This is a genomic window from Nocardia sp. NPDC024068, assembly GCF_040638875.1.
Taxonomy (GTDB): Bacteria; Actinomycetota; Actinomycetes; order Mycobacteriales; family Mycobacteriaceae; genus Nocardia.
In genome coordinates, this window is the sequence record NZ_JBEZYU010000028.1 from 27969 (window position 1) to 48607 (window position 20639).

Genomic DNA, 20639 nt, shown 5'->3' on the forward strand with positions numbered 1-20639 from the left:
TTGGACCGGCTGGACAACGGCGGGAACGGTACGGAACGCGGCACTGCCGCCGCCGAAGGGAGCCTGTTCCCCCTGTCGCCCGCGCAGCTGGGCATCTGGTACGCCCAGCACGTGGACCCGCAGGTGCCGGTGACCATCGCCCAGTACGTGGAGCTGCACGGCGAACTGGATGTCGACACCCTGAGCAGGGCGAGCCTGGATGCCTCCCATGAACTGGGCTCCGGGTTCCTGCGGATCGTGGAACGCGACGGCGAACCACTGCAGTTCATCGATCACGGCATCGCCGAATACGACCTGGTCTCCTATGTGGACCTGCGCGACGCCGCCGATCCGGTGGCGGCGGCGCAGGAATGGATGCGCGCCGAATACAGCAGTCCGCTGGAGCTGACAGAGGACCGTCTCGTCCGCTCCGCCGTGCTGCACCTGGGCGAGGACCACTGGTACTGGTACTCGCGCGCCCATCACATCGCGCTCGACGGCTACGGCGCGATGAACAATATGAACCGGATCGCCGAGCTGTACACGGCCTACATGCTCCGGACGGAGGCGACGCCGGCCAAGGCGGCGGATCTGCGCACCCTGTACGACCAGGAGATCGCCTACCGCGACAGCACCCGGTTCGAATCGGATAAGCAGTACTGGTCCGAGCGGGTCGCCGGACTGGAGGAAGGCACCAGCCTGGCGGGGCGTTCGGCCGCTCCCGCGGCCCGTAACGGTATCTCGCACGCCGCCCTCGGCGACGAACAGAACGCCCTGCTCACCGCGGCGGTGCAGCGCTACGAATCCTCGCCCGCCCAGGAACTGCTGGCGGCGTTCGCGGCCTATCTGGCGCAGTGGAACGGCGTCTCGGATGTGATCCTGAGCCTGCCGGTGACCGCGCGCACCACCGCGCTGATGCGCCGCTCCGGTGGTGTGTCGTCGAACATCGTGCCGCTGCGGCTGCACGTCGGACCCGAAACCACCATCGCCGACCTGCGTAAACAGGTCCAGCTGGCGGTATCGGGGGCGCTGCGCCATCAGCGCTACCGGCATGAGGACATCCGCCGCGACAGCGCTGGCGCGGGTGTGGTGACCACGGAGTTCTTCGGTCCGTGGGTGAACATCATGCTGTTCCAGGACGAGATCCGGCTGGGTGAGGTGGTCGGCAGCATCCAGGTGCTGTCGACCGGCAGTATCGAGGATCTGGGCGTCAACTTCTATCAGTCGGTCGGCGGCACCCGCTCGCATATCGACTTCGAGACCAACCCGAACCTGTACTCCGAGGACGAGGCCCGCCGCCACCACCTGCGGTTCCTGGAATTCTTCGACCGGTACCTGGCCGCCGACGCCGAGGAGCGGCTGTGGCGGCTGGATATCACCACCGCCGCCGAACTCGAGCAGACGACCCGGGAGTGGAACGACGGGGCCCACGAGGTCCCGGTGACCACACTCCCCGCGCTGCTGGACGCCCAGCTGGCGCGGACACCGGACCGAACCGCGCTCACCTACGAGGGGACGAGTCTGTCCTACGCCGGGTTCGGCGCCCGGGTGAACAGGCTGGCGCGCAAGCTCATCGCCGAGGGCGTGGGCCCGGAATCGCTGGTGGCGTTGGGCATGCGCCGGTCGCCGGAGCTGGTCGTGGCCATGCACGCGGTACTGCGGGCGGGTGGCGCCTATGTGCCGATCGACCCCGACCACCCGGCCGAGCGCACCGCCTACATCCTCGACAGCGCCGATCCGGTCTGTGTGCTCACCCACACCGCCGATGGATTCGAGCTGCCCGATTCGGTGCGGGTGCTGGCGGTGGACACCCTCGACCTCGACGAGTTCGCCGATACCCCGATCACCGACGCCGAGCGGCGCGCGCCACTGCGCCCCGACAACACGGCCTACGTGATCTACACCTCCGGCTCCACCGGCCGGCCCAAGGGCGTGGCGGTGACCCATCACGCCATCGTCAACCAGCAGCTGTGGATGCTCGATGAGTACGGTTTCACCGCCGACGACGTCTACCTGCAGAAAACCGCCACCACCTTCGACGTCTCGCTGTGGGGTTACTTCCTGCCGCTGATGTCGGGCGGTGAACTGGTGCTGGCCACCCCCGACGGGCATCGGGACCCGGTCTACGTCGCCGAGACCATCGCCCGGCACGGGGTGACGATCACCGATTTCGTCCCGTCGATGCTGACGGTGTTCGCCGGGCACGCCACCCCCGAACAGTGCGCCTCGCTTCGCACGGTGTTCGTGATCGGTGAGGCGCTGCCCCCGGAAACCGTCGTCGCGATGAAGACGATCACCGACGCCGGTATCCACAACCTCTACGGCCCGACCGAGGCCGCTGTCTCGGTGACCTACTGGGAGGCCACCGGCGCGGAAACGGGTTCGGTGCCCATCGGTATCCCGGAATGGAATGTCGGCGTCCAGGTCCTGGACGCGCGGTTGCGGCCCGCCGCCATCGGCGCCCCGGGTGAGCTGTATCTGTCGGGCCGGCAGCTGGCCCGCGGATATGTGGGCCGACCGGATCTCACCTCCGACCGTTTCGTCGCCGACCCCTCCGGGGAGACCGGCGAGCGGATGTACCGCACCGGCGACCTGGTGCGCTGGAGTGCCGACGGGCTGCTGGAATACATCGGCCGCACCGATTTCCAGGTGAAGTTCCGCGGCCAGCGCATCGAACTCGGTGAGATCGAAACCGATCTGCTGGCGCATCCCGCGGTGAGCCAGGCCGTGGTACTGGTGGTGGATACCGCCACCGGTCAGCAGCTCGCCGGTTATGTGGTGCCGGCGCCGGGACACGGCGTCGAACCCGCCGAACTGATCCGGTTCCTCGGGGAGAAACTGCCCGCCTATATGGTGCCCGCCTCACTGCTGGTGCTCGCGGCGCTGCCGCTCAACACCAGCGGCAAACTGGATCGTAAAGCGCTGCCCGAACCGGTGTTCGCGGCCGACGCGGCGGCCTTCCGGGCGCCGCGCACCCAGGCCGAACAGGTCGTGGCGGCGATCTTCGCCGATGTGCTGGGACAGCGCCAGGTCGGTGTGGACGACAACTTCTTCGATCTCGGCGGTAACTCGCTGGTCGCCACCCAGGTGGTCTCCCGGATCAGTACGGCGTTCGGGATCCGGCTCGGGGTGCGGACACTGTTCGAGACCCCGACGGTGGCCGGGCTGGCGGCCCGGGCCGAGAGCAGCGAATCCGGTGGGCCGGCGCAGGCCCGCCCGCCGCTGGTGGCCCAGCGGCTCCCCGAACGGGTGCCGCTGTCGCTGGCACAGCAGCGGATGTGGTTCATCAACCAGTTCGATCCCGCGGCACCCACCTACAACCTGCCGTTCGTGATCCATCTGCGCGGGCACGCCGATATCGCGGCGCTGCAGGCCGCGCTGATGGACGTGATGGAGCGGCAGCAGTCGCTGCGGACCGTGTTCCCGGAATCCGGGGACGGCGGATACCAGTCGGTGCTGCCGATCTCGCAGGTCGCGCTCGATATCGAGGTCCAGCCGATCGACGACTCCGAACTGGCCGTCGTCCTGGGCGAATTCGCGGCCACCGGTTTCGACGTCACCCGGGAGCTCCCGATCCGGGTGCGCGTCTACGAGGTGACCGGCGGCCGGTCCAACGGCACCCCCGAACACGCGGTCGCCTTCGTCGTACACCACATCTCGGCCGACGGTTTCTCCTTCGGCCCGCTGGCCCGCGATGTCGCGGCGGCGTATGTGGCGCGCGCGGCCGGCGACGCGCCCGGCTGGGCGCCGCTGCCGGTGCAGTACCAGGACTACAGCATCTGGCAACGGGAACTGCTGGGTTCGGAGGACGATCCGGATTCCATGGCCGCCCGCCAGATCGCGTACTGGCGGGAGGCCCTGGTCGGTCTGCCGGACCAACTCGACCTCCCGGCCGACCGGCCGCGCCCGGCGGTGCAGAGCTATCGCGGTGCGCAGCAGCGGTTCACCATCGACGCGGAACTGCACGCGCAGCTCTCGGCGCTGGCCCGGCAGAACGGTTCCACCCTGTTCATGGTGCTGCACGCCGCGCTGGCGGTGCTGCTGTCGCGACTGTCGGGTACCTCCGATATCGCGATCGGTACTCCGGTGGCCGGTCGCGGTGAGCAGGCGCTCGACGATCTGATCGGGATGTTCGTCAACACCCTGGTGCTGCGGTCGGAGCTCGACGGCGCCCGTGGGTTCGCCGATTTCCTCGGCGACACCCGGGAAACCGATCTGTCGGCGTTCGCGCACGCCGATGTGCCGTTCGAGCGCTTGGTGGAGGTGCTGAACCCGGCGCGCTCGCAGGCGCGGCATCCGCTGTTCCAGGTCATGCTGTCGATGCAGGATATGGCCTACGGGACGCTGGAACTGCCGGGTCTGTCGGTGAGCGCCGCCGAACTCGAGGTGCCGATCGCCAAATTCGATCTGCTCTGGACCCTCACCGAACAGCGCGACGCCCAGGGCGAACCGGCCGGGCTCGCGGCGGCGCTGTCGTATGCCACCGATCTGTTCGACCAGGCCACGGCCATCGAATTCAACCGGCGTTACGAGCGGGTGCTGCGTGAGATCGTGGGCCGCCCCGGTATCCCGTTGCGCGAGATCGAGATCCTGGAGCCCGGCGAACGGGCCACGGTGCTCGACCATTGGAACGCCACCGCGCATCCGGTGGCCGAGGCCACCACGGTGCTGGATCTGTTCTACGACCGGGTGCGCCGCAACCCGGACGCCACGGCGCTGAGCTACGACCCGGGCGAGGAATCGGACGGGGAGTTCGGCGACCCCGCCGAACTGACCTACGCCGAGTTCGCCGGCCGGGTGAACCGGCTGGCGCGTCGGCTCGCCGACGCGGGTGTCGGACCGGAGACCCTGGTGGCGGTCGGTATCCGCCGGTCGCTCGATATGTTCGTCTCCCTCTACGCGGTGCTGGCCGCGGGCGGCGGGTATGTGCCGATCGACCCCGACCATCCGGTCGAACGCACCGAATACGTGCTGGCGAGTTCGGATCCGGTGGTCGTGCTCACCACCGCCGCCGATGCCGAGGTCGCGGGGGACCGGCCGGCGCTGCTGGTGGACGAACTCGACCTGACGTCCTATCCGGACACCGAACTCACCGCCGCCGACCGGCGCGGGACCGTACGTCCGGACAACACGGCCTATGTGCTGTACACCTCCGGTTCCACCGGCCGCCCCAAGGGCGTGGCGGTGAGCCATGCCGCGATGGTGAACCAGATCTCGTGGAAGATCGAATACAGCGGGATCGGCGCCGAGGACGTCGTCCTGCACAAGACCCCGGTCACCTTCGACGCCTCGCTGTGGGAGGTCTACGCGGGCCTGATCGTCGGGGCCCGGGTGATCGTCGCGGTCCCCGACGGGCATCGCGACCCGCTGTACCAGTCCGAGGTCATCTGGCGGCACCAGGTCACCATGACCTCGTTCGTGCCCTCGCTGCTGTCGGTGTTCACCGCGACCGCCCCCGCGGCCGAATGCACCTCGCTGCGCAAGATCTTCGTCGGCGGTGAGGCGCTCGCCCCCGGTACGGTGACCCAGTTCCGCCGGTTCGGGCAGGCCGAGGTGGTCAACCTCTACGGCCCGACCGAGTTCACCGTCAACTCCACCGCCTGGACGGTTCCCGGTGGCGAGCCGGACTCGGTGCCGATCGGCCGCCCGGTCTGGAATACCCGTGCCTACGTGCTGGATTCGGCGCTGCTGCCGGTACCGGTGGGCGTCGCGGGTGAGCTGTATCTGGGCGGCGTCCAGATGGCGCGCGGCTATCAGGGCCGCGCCGAACTCACCGCGGAACGTTTCGTCGCCGATCCCTTCGGCGCCCCCGGCGACCGCCTCTACCGCACCGGCGATCTGGTGCGCTGGGCCCCCGCCGGTGACGGCGGGCCGGGCGTGCTCGAATACATCGGCCGCACCGACTTCCAGGTGAAATTCCGCGGTCAGCGCATCGAACTCGGTGAGATCGAGGCCGCGCTGCTGGACACTCCGGCCGTCCGGCAGGCCGCCGTCCTGGTGATCGATACCGTGGCCGGTGATCAGCTGGCCGGCTATGTGGTCGCCGACGCCACCGGCGAAGACCTCAAGGACGCGCTGCGCCGCCGGTTGCCCGAGTACATGGTGCCGTCGGTGATCGTGACGCTGGAGGAATTCCCGCTCAACGCCTCCGGCAAGCTGGACCGGGCCGCGCTGCCCACCCCGCTGTTCGAGGTGCGCGAATTCCGCGCGCCCACCACGCCGATCGAGGAGATCGTCGCCCAGATCTTCGGTGACGTACTGGGATTGCCCCGGGTCGGCGCCGATGACGATTTCTTCGATCTCGGCGGCAACTCGCTGATCGCCACCCAGGTGGTGTCCCGGCTCGGTATCGCGCTGGACACCCGGGTTCCGGTCCGGATGCTCTTCGAGGCGCCCACGGTCGCCGCGCTGGCCGGCCGGGTGGAATCCCATACCGGTGACGGCGCGTTCCAGGCCCTGGTCGCGCGTACCCGCCCCGACCAGGTGCCGCTCTCGCTCGCCCAGCAGCGGATGTGGTTCCTCAACCGCTACGACACCGAATCCGCGGTCAACAACATCCCGGTCGCGATCCGGCTGTCCGGGGAACTGGATGTGGCGGCGTTGCAGGTCGCCGTCATCGATGTCATCGACCGCCACGAATCGCTGCGCACGGTGTTCCCCGAGACCGGCAGTGCCCCGGTGCAGGTGATCCTGGACGCCGCGCAGATCGTGCCCGACCTGACCCCGGTCCCGGTCACCGAGCACAATCTGCTCGATCATCTGATCGAACTGGCGACCATGGCCTTCGACGTGACCACCGAGGTCCCGCTGCACGCCCGGCTGTTCGAGATCAGCGAGACCGAATTCGTGCTCGGTATGGTGGTGCACCATATCTCGGCCGACGGCTGGTCGATGGGACCGCTGGCGCGCGATGTGATGGTCGCGTACGCGGCCCGGACCAGCTGGGAGCAGCCGGCCTGGGCCGAACTGCCGGTGCAGTACGCCGATTACGCGCTCTGGCAGCGTGAGGTGCTGGGGTCGGAGGACGACCCGAATTCGCTGATCGCCAAGCAGATCCGGTACTGGAAACGGGAACTGGCCGATCTGCCGGACGAACTGATGCTGCCCGCCGACCGGCCCCGGCCGGCCGTATCGTCCTTCCGCGGTGGGACGCATACCTTCGTGATCGCGCCCGATATCCAGCGCCGCCTGGTGGAACTGGGCCGCGGCCACAACGCGTCGCCGTTCATGGTGGTGCACAGCGCGCTGGCGGTCCTGCTGGCACGGCTGTCCGGAATGTCGGATATCGCCATCGGTACGCCGGTGGCGGGGCGCGGTGAGGCCGCCCTCGACGATCTCATCGGCATGTTCGTCAACACCCTGGTCCTGCGGACCGAGGTCGAGGGCGCGATGTCCTTCTCCGAGCTGCTGAGCCGGGCCCGCAACGCCGATCTCCAGGCGTTCGCGCATGCCGATGTGCCCTTCGAACGGCTCGTGGAGGTGCTGAACCCGGCGCGTTCGCAGGCCCGGCATCCGCTGTTCCAGGTGGCGCTGTCGTTCGAGAATCTGCCCGACCGCAATTTCGAACTGCCCGGGTTGCGGGTGGCGCCGGTCGATTTCGATATCGATCTCGCCAAATTCGATCTCGCGCTGACGCTGCGCGATGCCGGCGGCTCCGACTCCGGGATGCTCGGCGAATTCTCCTTCGCCCGCGATCTCTTCGACGACGCGACGATCCACTCCCTGGCCGAGCGTTTCGTGCGGGTGCTCGAGCAGATCCTCGACCATCCGCGGCGTCCCGTCGCCGAACTCGAACTGCTGGACGCCCCCGAACGAGCCGATCTGCTGGCACGTACCGGCGGTCCCGCGCAGCCGCCGCGAACGCTGGCCGATCTGATGAGCGAGGCCGCGGCGGCGAACCCGTACGGCCAGGCGGTTGTCGCCGGCGACCGGTCGCTGACCTACGACGAGATCGATACCGCCGCCACCCGGCTGGCGCGCGTGCTCATCGCGCGCGGAGCGGGTCCGGAGACACTGGTGGCCGTCGCGGTGCCGCGGTCGATCGAATCGGTACTCGCGGTATGGGCCGTGGCGCGTACCGGCGCCGCGTTCCTGCCCGTGGACCCGGCCTATCCGGCCGACCGGATCGCCCATATGATCTCCGATTCCGGTGCGCACCTGGGTATCACGCTGGACGCCGAGGTGCACGCCCTGCCGCCGATCGGCGGGGGCGAATGGCTGGTGCTCGACGATCCGGCCGTGGCCGACGAGATCACGGCGGCCGCCACGCGGCCGGTGACCGACGCCGACCGGCTCGCGCCGTTGCGCGCCGACCAGCTGGCCTATGTGATCTACACGTCCGGGTCCACCGGTCTGCCCAAGGGCGTCGCGGTGAGCCACCGCGGTCTGGCGAACTTCGGCGCCGAACAGGTGCAGCGCTACGGCCTCACCTCGGAGACGCGGGCGCTGGCCTTCGCGTCCCCGTCCTTCGACGCCTCGATACTGGAACTGCTGCTGGCGGTCGGTAGCGCGGGCGCGCTGGTCGTGGTGCCCCCGGGCACCTACGGCGGTGAGGAACTCGGCGAGCTGATCGCGCGGGAGCGGGTCAGCGTGGGGCTGATCACGCCGTCGGTGCTGGCGTCGCTGGACCCCGCCGATCTGTCCGGTATGCGGGTCATCATCGCCGGTGGTGAAGCGGTTTCGGCGGATCTGGTGGCCAAATGGTCGGTCTCCCAGAACCAGGCCACCGGACGGCGTTTCCACAACGCCTACGGTCCGACCGAGGCGACCGTCGCCACCAATATCAGCGACCGGCTGCTGCCCGGCGACCCGGTCACCATCGGCGGCCCGGTGCGCGGTATGCGCGCCCTGGTGCTCGACGATCATCTGAACCCGGTGCCCGAGGGCGTGGCCGGGGAACTGTACGTGGGCGGAATCCAGCTGGCCCGCGGCTACCTGGCCCGGCCCGGGCTGACCGCCGCCCGGTTCGTCGCCGACCCCCACGGTGACGCGGGCGACCGCCTCTACCGCACCGGTGATGTGGTGCGCTGGCGACGGGACGGCGTCGGCCGTCCCGTGGTGGAGTACGTGGGCCGCAACGACTTCCAGGTCAAGATCCGCGGTTTCCGTATCGAACTCGGCGAGATCGACGCCACCCTCGGCTCCCACGCCGATGTCGATTTCGCGGTGACCGTCGGGCACCGGATGGAAACCGGTTCCACGGTGCTGGTGTCCTATGTGCGGCCGGTGCCCGGACATACGGTCGATATCGCCGCGCTGACCGCGCATGCCGCCGACCGGCTGCCCGCGTACATGGTGCCCACCGCGATCATGGTGCTGGCCGAGATCCCGCTGACCCCCGCGGGCAAACTCGACCGCCGCGCGCTGCCCGCCCCCGAACTCGTCGCCCGCGAATTCCGCGCGCCGCAGACCCCGGTCGAGGAACTGGTCGCCGGTATCTACGGCGAACTGCTCGGTGTCGACCGGGTCGGCGCCGACGACGACTTCTTCGACCTGGGCGGCAACTCGCTGATCGCCACCCAGGCCACCGCGCGCCTGGCCGCCGCCCTCGACGCGGAGGTCGGTGTCCGGACCCTGTTCGAGGCGCCCACGGTGGCCGGTCTGGCCGCGCGGGTCAGCTCGCACGCCGGGACGTCGCTGCGGCCGGCGCTGCTCGGCCCGCGGCCCCGCCCGCAGCGGCCGCCGCTGTCGCTGGCGCAGCAGCGGATGTGGTTCCTCAACCGCTTCGATACGGGTTCGGCGGCCAACAACATCCCCGCCGCGGTGCAGTTGAGCGGCGAACTCGACCTCGCCGCGCTGCGCGGCGCGGTCTCCGATGTGGTGGCCCGGCACGAATCGCTGCGCACGGTCTACCCCTCGCACGAGGGCGTCGGGTATCAGCAGGTGCTGCCCGTCGGGCAGGCCGTCCCGGATATCGACGTCGTCGATATCGCCGCGGCCGGCGACGAAACGTTCGCGCAGACCGGTGAACTCGTCGCCGCGCTCACCGAATTCGCTTCGCGCGGTTTCGATGTGACCGCGGCGCCGCCGGTCCGGATGCGGGTGTACCGGCGCGGGCCCGGCGAACATGTCCTCGTCGTGGTCGCGCACCATATCGCCGCGGACGGTTTCTCCATGCGGCCGCTGGTGCGGGATCTGGTCACCGCCTATATGTCGCGGACGGCCGGTGAGGTCCCGGCGTGGACGCCGCTGACCGTGCAGTACGTGGACTACGCGCTGTGGCAGCGCGAAACCCTGGGGTCCGAGGAAGACCGCCGGTCCCTCATCTCGCGGGAACTCGACTACTGGCGTACCGAATTGGCGGGTCTGCCCGAGGAGCTGCGGCTCACTCCGAAACCGCGGCCCGCCGAACCGGCCAACCTCGCCGGGACCCATCGGTTCCAGCTTCCGGGCCACCTGGTCGACTCGCTCAACGAGGTCGCCCGGGCCAACGGCACCACCCTGTTCATGGTGGTGCACGGCGCCTACGCGGCGCTGCTGGCCCGGCTCAGCGGTACCGGCGATATCGCCGTGGGCATCCCGGTCGCCGGCCGCGGTGAACAGGCACTCGACGATCTGGTCGGTATGGTCGTCAACACCCTGGTGCTGCGCACCCGGGTGGATCCGGCGATGACGTTCGCCGAACTCCTCGGCCAGGTCCGGGAACACGATCTGGCGGCCTTCGCGCATGCCGGCGTGCCGTTCGAGCGGCTGGTCGAGGTGCTCAACCCGGTGCGGTCGCAGGCCCGGCATCCGCTGTTCCAGGTGATGCTGTCGTTCCAGAACCTGGGCCGCGCCTCGCTGGAACTGCCCGGTCTGACGGTCACCGAACTCGCGATCGAATCGCCCACCGCGAAATTCGATCTGCAGCTCACCCTGAGCGAGCAGCCGGACCCGTCCACCGAGATGGACGCCGAACTCGTCTACACCACCGATCTGTTCGACGCCGATTTCGCGCGGGCCTTCGCCCTGCGCTTCGGCCGGATCCTGCGCGCGATCGCCGCGGCGCCGCACGCCCCGGTCGGCGATATCGAACTGCTCGAGCAGACCGAGCGGCTGCGCATCCTGGACCGGTGGAACGCCACCGAGTTCCCGGTCGACGCGGCCCTGACCACCCCCGCCGGCGATGCCGCCGCCACCCTGGTCGCGGTGTTCGAGGCGCAGGCCGCCCGCACCCCCGACTCCGTGGCGGTGAGCTTCGAGGGGACGAGTCTGTCCTACGCCGAGTTCGCCGACCGGGTCCACCGCCTGGCGCGCCGGCTGATACAGGACGGCGTGGGGCCGGAATCGTATGTGGCGCTGGGGATGCGGCGCTCGATCGATCTGGTGGCCGGTATGTACGCGGTGCAGGCCGCGGGCGGTGCCTACGTGCCGCTGGACCCCGATCATCCGGCCGAGCGCATCGAGCACATCCTGGAGACCGCACGCCCGGTCTGCGTCCTCACCTCGGGTGACGACCTGGAGACCACCTCGGCGCGGCAACTGCGTATCGACACCCTGGATCTGAGCGAGTTCTCCGGCGAACCGCTGACCGACGCCGACCGCTTCCGCCCGCTGCGTCCGGACAACACCGCCTACGTCATCTTCACCTCCGGTTCCACCGGCCGGCCCAAGGGCGTGGCGGTTTCGCATGCCGCGATCGTGAACCGGCTGGTGTGGATGCACGCCGAATACGGTCTGGCCGCCGACGATGTGGTGCTGCAGAAGACCCCGGCGACCTTCGACGTGTCGGTCTGGGAGTTCTTCTGGCCGTTGCAGGTCGGCGCCCGCCTGGTGGTCGCCAAACCCGATGGGCACCGCGACCCGGTGTATCTGGCCCGGCTCATCGACACCGAGCGGGTGACCACCGTCCACTTCGTACCGTCCATGCTGTCGGTGTTCGTGGGCGCGGTCGCCGCGCAGTCCGAACCCGGTGAACTCGTCTGCGCGAGCCTGCGCAACGTCTTCGCCTCCGGTGAGGCGCTGCCCGCCGCGACCGCGCAGCGCATGCGCGAGCTCACCGGCGCCCGGCTGCACAACCTCTACGGGCCGACCGAGGCCGCGGTCGATGTCACCTTCCACGAGGTCACCGATGCCGACACCGCGTCGGTGCCGATCGGCGCGCCGGTCTTCAACACCCGGCTCTACGTGCTGGATTCGCGGCTGCGGCCGGTGCCGGTGGGTGTCCCGGGTGAGCTGTATCTGGCGGGCGCGCAGCTGGCGCACGGCTACGTCGGCCGTCCCGACCTCACCACCGACCGTTTCCTCGCCGACCCGTTCGGTTCCGGTGACCGGATGTACCGCACCGGCGACCTGGTGTCCTGGAACGCGGCCGGCGAACTGGACTACCTGGGCCGCACCGACTTCCAGGTGAAACTGCGCGGTCTGCGTATCGAACTCGGTGAGATCGAGGCCCACCTGACCGGGCTGGACACGGTCGCGCAGGCGGTCGTGGTGGTGCACACCGACGCCCGTACCGGCGAGGCGCTGGTGGCCTATCTGGTCGCCGAACCCGGTCGTAGCATCGACACCGCCGCCATCGCGGCCGAACTCGGCCGGTCCCTGCCGGCGTATATGGTGCCCGCCGCCTACCTCGTGCTGGACGCCTTCCCGCTGAACGCCTCCGGCAAGCTGGACCGGCGAGCGCTGCCGGAGCCGACCTTCACCGCGGCGGTGTTCCGTGCCCCCGCGACGCCGATCGAGCAGATCGTGGCCGCCACCTACGCCGATGTGCTGGGCACCCAGCGCGTGGGTCTGGACGATGATTTCTTCGCCCTCGGCGGTAACTCGCTGGTCGCCACCCAGGTCGCGGCGCGGCTCGGCACGGCGCTGGACACCGAGGTCGGGGTCCGGGTGCTGTTCGAGGCGCCGACCGTGGCGGCGCTGGCCGCCCGGCTGGAGACCTCGGCGGGTGCGGGTGGCCGCACGCCGCTGGTGCCGCAGGAGCGCGGCGACCTGGTGCCGCTCTCGCTCGCCCAGCAGCGGATGTGGTTCCTGAACCGCTTCGACAGCCGCACCGCGGTGAACAACATCCCCGTCGCCGTACGTCTCACCGGGACCCTGGATCTCGGCGCGCTGCGCGCCGCGCTGTCCGATGTGGTGGAGCGGCACGAAGTGCTGCGGACCGTCTACCCGGAGGTCGACGGAATCGGGCAGCAGCGCGTGCTCGCGCCCGCCGAGATCGATCTCGCGATCGAACCGGAACAGGTCACCGCGGCCGGGCTCGCCGACCGCGTCCTGGAGCTGGCGGCGGTGTTCTTCGACGTCACCGCCGAACCCCCGTTCCGGGCGAGTCTGCTGCGCCTGGACGACCGCACCCATATCGTCGTGCTGGTCGCCCACCACATCAGCGCCGACGGATTCTCGTTGCGGCCGCTGCTGCGCGACCTCGTCGTCGCCTACACCGATCGGCACCGCGGTATCGCTCCCGCGTGGGAGCCGCTGGCCGTGCAGTACGCCGACTACACGCTGTGGCAGCGCGCGGTGCTGGGCTCGGAGGACGACCCGGACTCGGTGGCCGCCAAGCAGATCGGCTACTGGACCGAGCGGCTGCGCGATCTCCCCGACCAGGTGGAGCTCCCGTCCGACCGGCCGCGCCCGGAGATCGCCTCGGCCCGCGGCGCCACCCACGAGTTCACGGTGGACGCCGACCTGCGCGCCACGCTCGAGGAGCTGGCACTCGCCCACGGCACCACGCTGTTCATGGTGATGCACGCCGCGCTGGCCACCTGGACCGCCCGGTTGGCCGGTAGTACCGATATCGCCATCGGCACTCCCATCGCGGGACGTGGCGAGCAGGCCCTCGACGATCTCGTCGGTATGTTCGTCAACACCCTGGTGCTCCGCACCGAGGTCGATCCGGCGGCCACGTTCGCCGATCTGCTGGCCCAGGTCCGGCGCGCCGATCTGGCGGCCTTCGCGCACGCCGATGTGCCGTTCGAGCGGCTGGTCGACATCATCAGCCCGGTGCGTTCTCAGGCGCACCACCCGCTGTTCCAGGTCGCGCTGACCTTCGAGGCGGCCTCCGCCGCCGATATCGGCACCGTGACCCTGCCCGATGTGGAACTGTCCGCGGTCGATTTCGACCCGGGCACCGCCAAATTCGATATCCAGCTGACCGTCGGCACCGCGGGTGCGGCCGACGGCGGTCTGCGGATGCAATGGGCCTACGCCACCGATCTGTTCGATCCCGAGACCGTCGCGGCCTTCGCCGACCGGCTGCTGCGGGTGCTGCGCAGCATCGCCGAGGAACCCGGTCTGGCGGTCGGCGATATCGATCTGCTCGGCGAATCCGAGCATCTGGACGTGGCGCGGCGCTGGGTGAGTTCCGGCGCGGACGCCGCGCCGGGTGTGTTCACCGTCGCGGGCGGGGCGGTCGACCTGCCGGAAACAGCCACTCTGGCCAGTCTTTTCGACGCCGCGGCGAGCGAATATCCGAACCGGCCCGCCGCGCGGTCCGGTGCCGACCGGCTGAGTTACGCCGAACTGGACCGCCGGGCGAATGTGCTGGCCCGCCGGCTCATCCAGGACGGTGCGGGACCGGAAACCCTGGTGGCCGTCCTGCTGCCCCGGTCACTGGATCTGGTGGTAGCGCTGCTGGCGGTGATCAAGTCCGGTGCGGGATACGTACCGGTGGATCCGAGCTATCCGGCCGAGCGCATCGCCTATGTCCTGGAGGATTCGGCCCCGGCCGTGGTGGTGCTGGACTCCAGCGTGCAGGTGGACCTGCCCACCGGCCTGTCGCGGGTGGTCGTGGACGGATTCGCGGTCGAGGCAGGCGATATCGAGGACGCCGACGACGGCCCGATCACCGACGCCGACCGGCTCGCCCCGCTGCGCCCGGACAACACCGCCTACGTCATCTACACCTCCGGTTCCACCGGCCGCCCCAAGGGCGTCGCGGTGGCGCACCGCAATGTGGTGCGGCTGTTCGCCAACACCGACCGTGATTTCGGCTTCGGCCCCGAGGACGTGTGGACGCTGTTCCACTCCTACGCCTTCGACTTCTCGGTGTGGGAACTGTGGGGACCGCTGCTGTACGGCGGCACCCTGGTGGTGGTCGACTACTACACCTCCCGGTCGCCCGAGCAGTTCCTGGAACTGCTGCGCACCGAACGGGTCACGGTGCTCAACCAGACCCCGTCGGCGTTCTACCAGCTGGCCGAGGCCGATCGGACCGCGCGCGCCGAACGTCCGCTGGCACTGCGTTACGTCGTATTCGGCGGCGAGGCGCTGGAACTGCGCCGGCTCACCGACTGGGTGGCGCGGCACGGCGACGGCACCGCCGGGCGCACCCACGTGGTCGGCGATCGGGAGACCGCGTCACCGCTGCTGGTGAACATGTACGGCATCACCGAGACCACCGTGCACGTGTCCTACCGCGCGCTGGATGCCGCCACCATCGCGGGTGCGGCGGGCAGCGTGGTCGGCCGGGCGCTGGCCGGGCTGAAGGTCTACGTGCTGGACAGCCGGTTGCGGCCGGCGCCGGTGGGCGTCGCGGGCGAACTGTACGTGGCCGGCCGGCAGCTCTCGCGCGGCTACCTCGGCCGCCCGGATCTCACGGCGGCCCGCTTCGTCGCCGATCCGTTCGCCGAACCCGGTGCCGTGGGCGCCCGCCTGTACCGGTCCGGCGATCTCGCGCGCTGGAACCGCGCCGGGGAACTCGAATACCTGGGCCGCGCCGACGATCAGGTGAAGGTCCGTGGTTTCCGCATCGAACTCGGCGAGATCGAGGCGGCGGTCCTGGCCCAGCCGGGTATCGCGCAGACCGCGGTCGTCGTCCGTGAGGACACCCCGGGTGACCAGCGGATCGTGGCCTACGTGGTCGCCGATTCCGAATCCGCGCCCGATCTGGACGCGGTGCGCGACGGCGCCGCGGAGCGGCTGCCCGCCTATATGGTCCCGGCCGCGCTGGTGCAGCTGGACGCCATCCCGCTGACCGTCAACGGGAAGCTGGACCGCCGGGCCCTGCCCGCCCCGGCCGCCCGCGCCCGCGGATTCCGCGCCCCGGCCACTCCGATCGAGGAAACTGTCGCCGGAGTGTTCGCCGATGTGCTCGGGATCGAGCGGGTCGGCGCCGACGACGACTTCTTCGATCTGGGCGGCAACTCGCTGATCGCGACCCGGGTCGCCGCCCGGATCGCCGCCGCGCTGGGTACCGAGGTGCCGGTGCGGGCCCTGTTCGAGGCCCCCACGGTGGAGATGCTCGCGGCCCGGGTGGAATCGCGCACCGGCGCCGCCGCCCGCGCGGCCCTGCTGCCGCGGCAGCGGGAGACCGGTGACGCGGTACCGCTGTCGTACGCGCAGCAGCGGATGTGGTTCCTCAACCAGTACGACACCTCGTCGGCCGCCTACAACCTGCCGATGGCGATCCGCCTGACCGGCGATCTGGATATCGACGCGCTGCGGCTGGCCGTCGCCGATGTGATCCGCCGGCACGAATCGCTGCGGACCCGCTACCCCGACCACGGCGGCACGCCGATGCAGCAGATCGTGGCGGCCGAAGAGGTCGCGGTGGATCTGCGGCCGGTCGGTGTGCCCGCCGACGAGCTCATCGCCGCCGTCACCGCGTTCGCCGGTGCCGGTTTCGATGTGGCGCACGAGGTCCCGCTGCGATTCCGGCTGTTCACCACCGCGCCCGGGGAATTCGTCCTGGTCGTCGTGGTGCACCATATCGCCGGCGACGGGTTCTCCGCCGCCCCGCTGACCCGTGACGTGATGGTGGCCTACACGGCCCGCGCCCAGGGCAGCGCCCCCGGCTGGCAGCCGCTGGCCGTGCAGTACGCGGATTTCGCGCTCTGGCAGCGCGAGGTGCTCGGCAGCGAGGACGATCCCGAATCGCCGATGGCCCGCCAGGTCGGGTACTGGCAGCGCGCTCTCGACGATCTGCCCGACGAACTCACGCTGCCGCTGGACCGGCCGCGCCCGGCCGTCGCGTCGTTGCGCGGCGCCACCGTACGCGCGAGCCTGCCGGCCGAGCTGGTGGCCCGGCTCGACGAACTGGCCCGGGAGAACGGGGCCTCGCTGTTCATGGTGCTGCACGCGGCACTGGCGGCGCTGCTGGCCCGGCTGTCCGGTAGCCCGGATATCGCCGTCGGCACCCCGATCGCGGGACGCGGTGAACAGGCCCTCGACGATCTGGTGGGCATGTTCGTCAACACCCTGGTGCTGCGGACCGCCGTGCATTCCGGTGAATCCTTCACCGAACTGCTGGGCCGGGCCAAACAGGCCGATCTGGATGCCTTCGGCAATGCCGACGTCCCGTTCGAGCGGCTGGTGGAACTCCTGGCGCCGGAGCGGTCGCAGGCCCGCAACCCGCTGTTCCAGGTGGCGTTGTCGCTGCAGAACAACGAACGCCCGGTGCTGGATCTGGCCGGTCTCGGTGTTTCGGCGCTCGATCTCGAGGAGAACGTCTCCCGGTTCGATATGCAGTTCACCCTGGGCGAGAACGCGTCGGCCGGTATGGATCTGGCGCTGACCTACGCCACCGAACTGTTCGACGAATCCACCGCGCGCTCCTTCGTGACCCGCTGGCAGCGCCTGCTGGCCGCGGTCGCGGCCGATCCGGCGGCGGTACTCGGTGAGATCGAGATCCTCGACGCCGCCGAACGCGCCGAGATCGTGGCCCGCACCGGCGGCCCCGGGCTGCCCGGGCGCACCCTGCCCGAACTGCTCGCGGAAGCGGTCGCGAAGGATCCCTCGGCCCTGGCCGCGGTGTTCCGGGACGAGCGGCTCACCTACGGCGAACTCGACGCCCGCGCCAACCGGCTGGCCCGGCTGCTGATCGGGCGCGGACTCGGCACCGAGGATCTGGTGGCGATCGCGGTACCGCGATCGATGGACTCCTATTTCGCCGAATGGGGTGTCACCAAATCCGGTGCCGCCTTCGTCCCCATCGATCCGACCTATCCGGCCGACCGGATCGCCCATATGCTCACCGATTCCGGGACGCCCGTGGGCCTCACCGTGTCGTCGATGCGCGACGGGCTGCCGGAGACGGTGGAATGGCTGGTACTCGACGAGCTCGACCTCGACGGCTTCGACGCCGCCCCGGTCACCGACGCCGACCGGGTGCGCCCGCTGCGGCCGGCGAATACCGCCTACATCATCTACACCTCCGGTTCCACCGGTGTGCCCAAGGGTGTTTCGGTACCGCATGCCGGTCTGGCGAACTTCGCCGCCGAACAGGTGCAGCGGTACCGGATGGATTCGGGCTCCCGGACCCTGCACTTCTCCTCGCCCAGTTTCGACGCCTCCCTGATGGAGTTGCTGCTCGCGATCGGGCCCGGCGGCGCTCTGGTGATCGTGCCGACCGGGGTCTACGGCGGTGAGGAGCTGTACGAACTCATCCGCGCCGAACAGGTCACCCATCTGTTCATCACCCCGGCCGCGCTGGCCACCCTCGATCCCGCGGGGCTGGACAGTCTGCGCGTGCTGGCGGTGGGCGGCGAGGCGTACTCGCCGGAACTGCTCGCGAAATGGGCGGTGCCGCTGGGCGATCCGGGTCTGCCGGAGCGGCCGCTGCGCGCCTTCCACAATGTCTACGGCCCGACCGAGACCACCATCGTGGTCAATATCGGTGCACCGCTGCGGCCCGGCGACGCGCTCACCATCGGCGGTCCGAACCGCGGTATCCGGTCGATGGTGCTCGACGACCGGCTGCGGCCGGTGCCCGACGGGGTGGCCGGCGAACTGTACGTCTCCGGTATCCAGGTGACCCGGGGCTACCTGGGCCGGGCCGGGCTGAGCGCCGAACGTTTCGTCGCCGACCCGTACGCACCCGGGGAGCGGATGTACCGCACCGGCGATGTGGTGCGCTGGGCGGCCCGGGAACTCGACGACGGCGAGACCGAGTATCGGCTCGAATACGTGGGCCGCTCCGACTTCCAGGTCAAGATCCGCGGGTTCCGTATCGAACTCGGCGAGATCGACAACGCCCTCACCGCCGACGAGACCGTCGACTTCGCGGTCACCCTCGGCCACACCAGCGCCGCGGGTGCGGTATCGCTGGTGTCGTATGTGGTGGCGGGGCCCGGTCATTCGATCGATATCGCGGCGCTGACCGCGCATATCGAGGAACGGCTGCCCGCCTATATGGTGCCGTCGTCGATCATGGTGCTGGACCGCATCCCGCTGACCCCGGTCGGCAAACTCGACCGGCGCGCGCTGCCGGAACCGGTTTTCGCCACCGACACCGCGTTCCGGGCCCCGCGCACCCCGCTGGAGCAGACCATCGCGGATATCTTCGCCGAGGTGCTCGGCGTGGACCGGGTGGGTGTGGACGATTCGTTCTTCGCCCTCGGCGGTGACAGCATCGTCTCGATCCAGCTGGTATCGCGGGCCAAGGCCCGCGGTGTGGTCTTCACCCCGCGGCATGTGTTCGAGCAGCGCACCGTGGCCGGATTGGCGACGGTCGCCGAGACCGCCGCGGCCGGGGACAGCGCCGCGCCCGTGTTCGCCGAACTGCCGGGCGCCGGGGTCGGCACCATGCCGCCGACGCCGGTGGTGCGATTCATGGCCGAGCGGGCCGGTTCGTTCGGCCGGTTCCACCAGCTGATGGCGCTGGAACTGCCGCTGGGCGTGGATATCGCGACCATCGAGGCCGTGGTCACGCCGGTGCTGGACCGCCACGATATGTTGCGCGCCCGCCTCTACCGCGAGGGCGGCGATTGGGTGGTGGAGACCGCCGAACCCGGCACCGTCGACGTGGCCGCCCTGATCGACCACACCGTGTTCGACGCGGCCGCCGACGACGAACGGCTGTTCGAGATCGCGTCGGCCGCGGTGGACGCGGCGCTGGACCGCATGGACCCGGCCGCCGGTGTCGTGGTGCGGTTCGTCTGGCTCGAACCCGATTCCGCCGCCCGTGCGGGCCGGTTGATCGTGATCGCCCATCACCTCGTGGTCGACGGCGTCTCCTGGCGCATCCTGGTTCCCGATTTCGTGGCGTCGGCCGGTGCGCACAGTGCCGGGCAGACGCCGGAACTGCCCGCACCCGCCACCTCCATGCGGTCGTGGGCGCATGCGCTGGAGGAGAACGCCCGCGGTACGGCCCGGTCGGCCGAGCTGGACTACTGGCGCACCGTCGCCGGTACCGCCGACCCGCTGCTGACCGACCGCCGGATGGATCCGGCCGTGGACACCTCCGCGATGACCGACATCCACCGGGTCGAGGTCTCGCCGGAGGTCACCAGGACCCTGCTCACCACGGTCCCGGCGCTTTTCCACGGCGGTGTCAACGACGGCCTGCTGACCGCCCTGGCCCTGGCCACCGCGGTCTGGCGGAAGCGCCGCGTACCGGGTGTGCGCGCCGACGACGCCCTGCTACTGCGGCTGGAGGGCCACGGCCGTGAGGAAGAGGTCGTCCCGGGCGCGGATCTGTCGCGTACGGTCGGCTGGTTCACCGCGATCTTCCCGGTCCGGTTCGAACTGAGCGGGATCGACGTGACGGCCGCGCTGACCGGCGGCCCGGAACTGGGCGCCGCGCTCAAGGTCGTGAAGGAACAGTTGCTGTCGGTGCCGGACAAGGGCATCGGTTACGGCCTGCTGCGCTATATGAACCCCGAAACCGCCGGTGAGCTGCCCGCGGAACTGCCGGGCCAGGTGAGCTTCAACTATCTGGGCCGCGTCGCGGAGAGCGAGATCCCGGACGCGCTGCGCGGATTCGGCTGGATCCCGGCTCCGGAACTCGGTGCCCTCGGCGG

1 protein-coding gene (only partly in view) is annotated in these 20639 nt (G+C 70.1%); it reads left to right on the forward strand.

All coding sequences use genetic code 11. The features are described 5' to 3' along the window. Positions 1-20639 carry part of the coding region annotated (locus tag AB0F41_RS20600; RefSeq protein WP_357426090.1) for a non-ribosomal peptide synthase/polyketide synthase on the forward strand (this coding region is incomplete at its 3' end). Its footprint extends 20523 nt past the window's final position, so 20639 of the 41162 annotated nt are shown.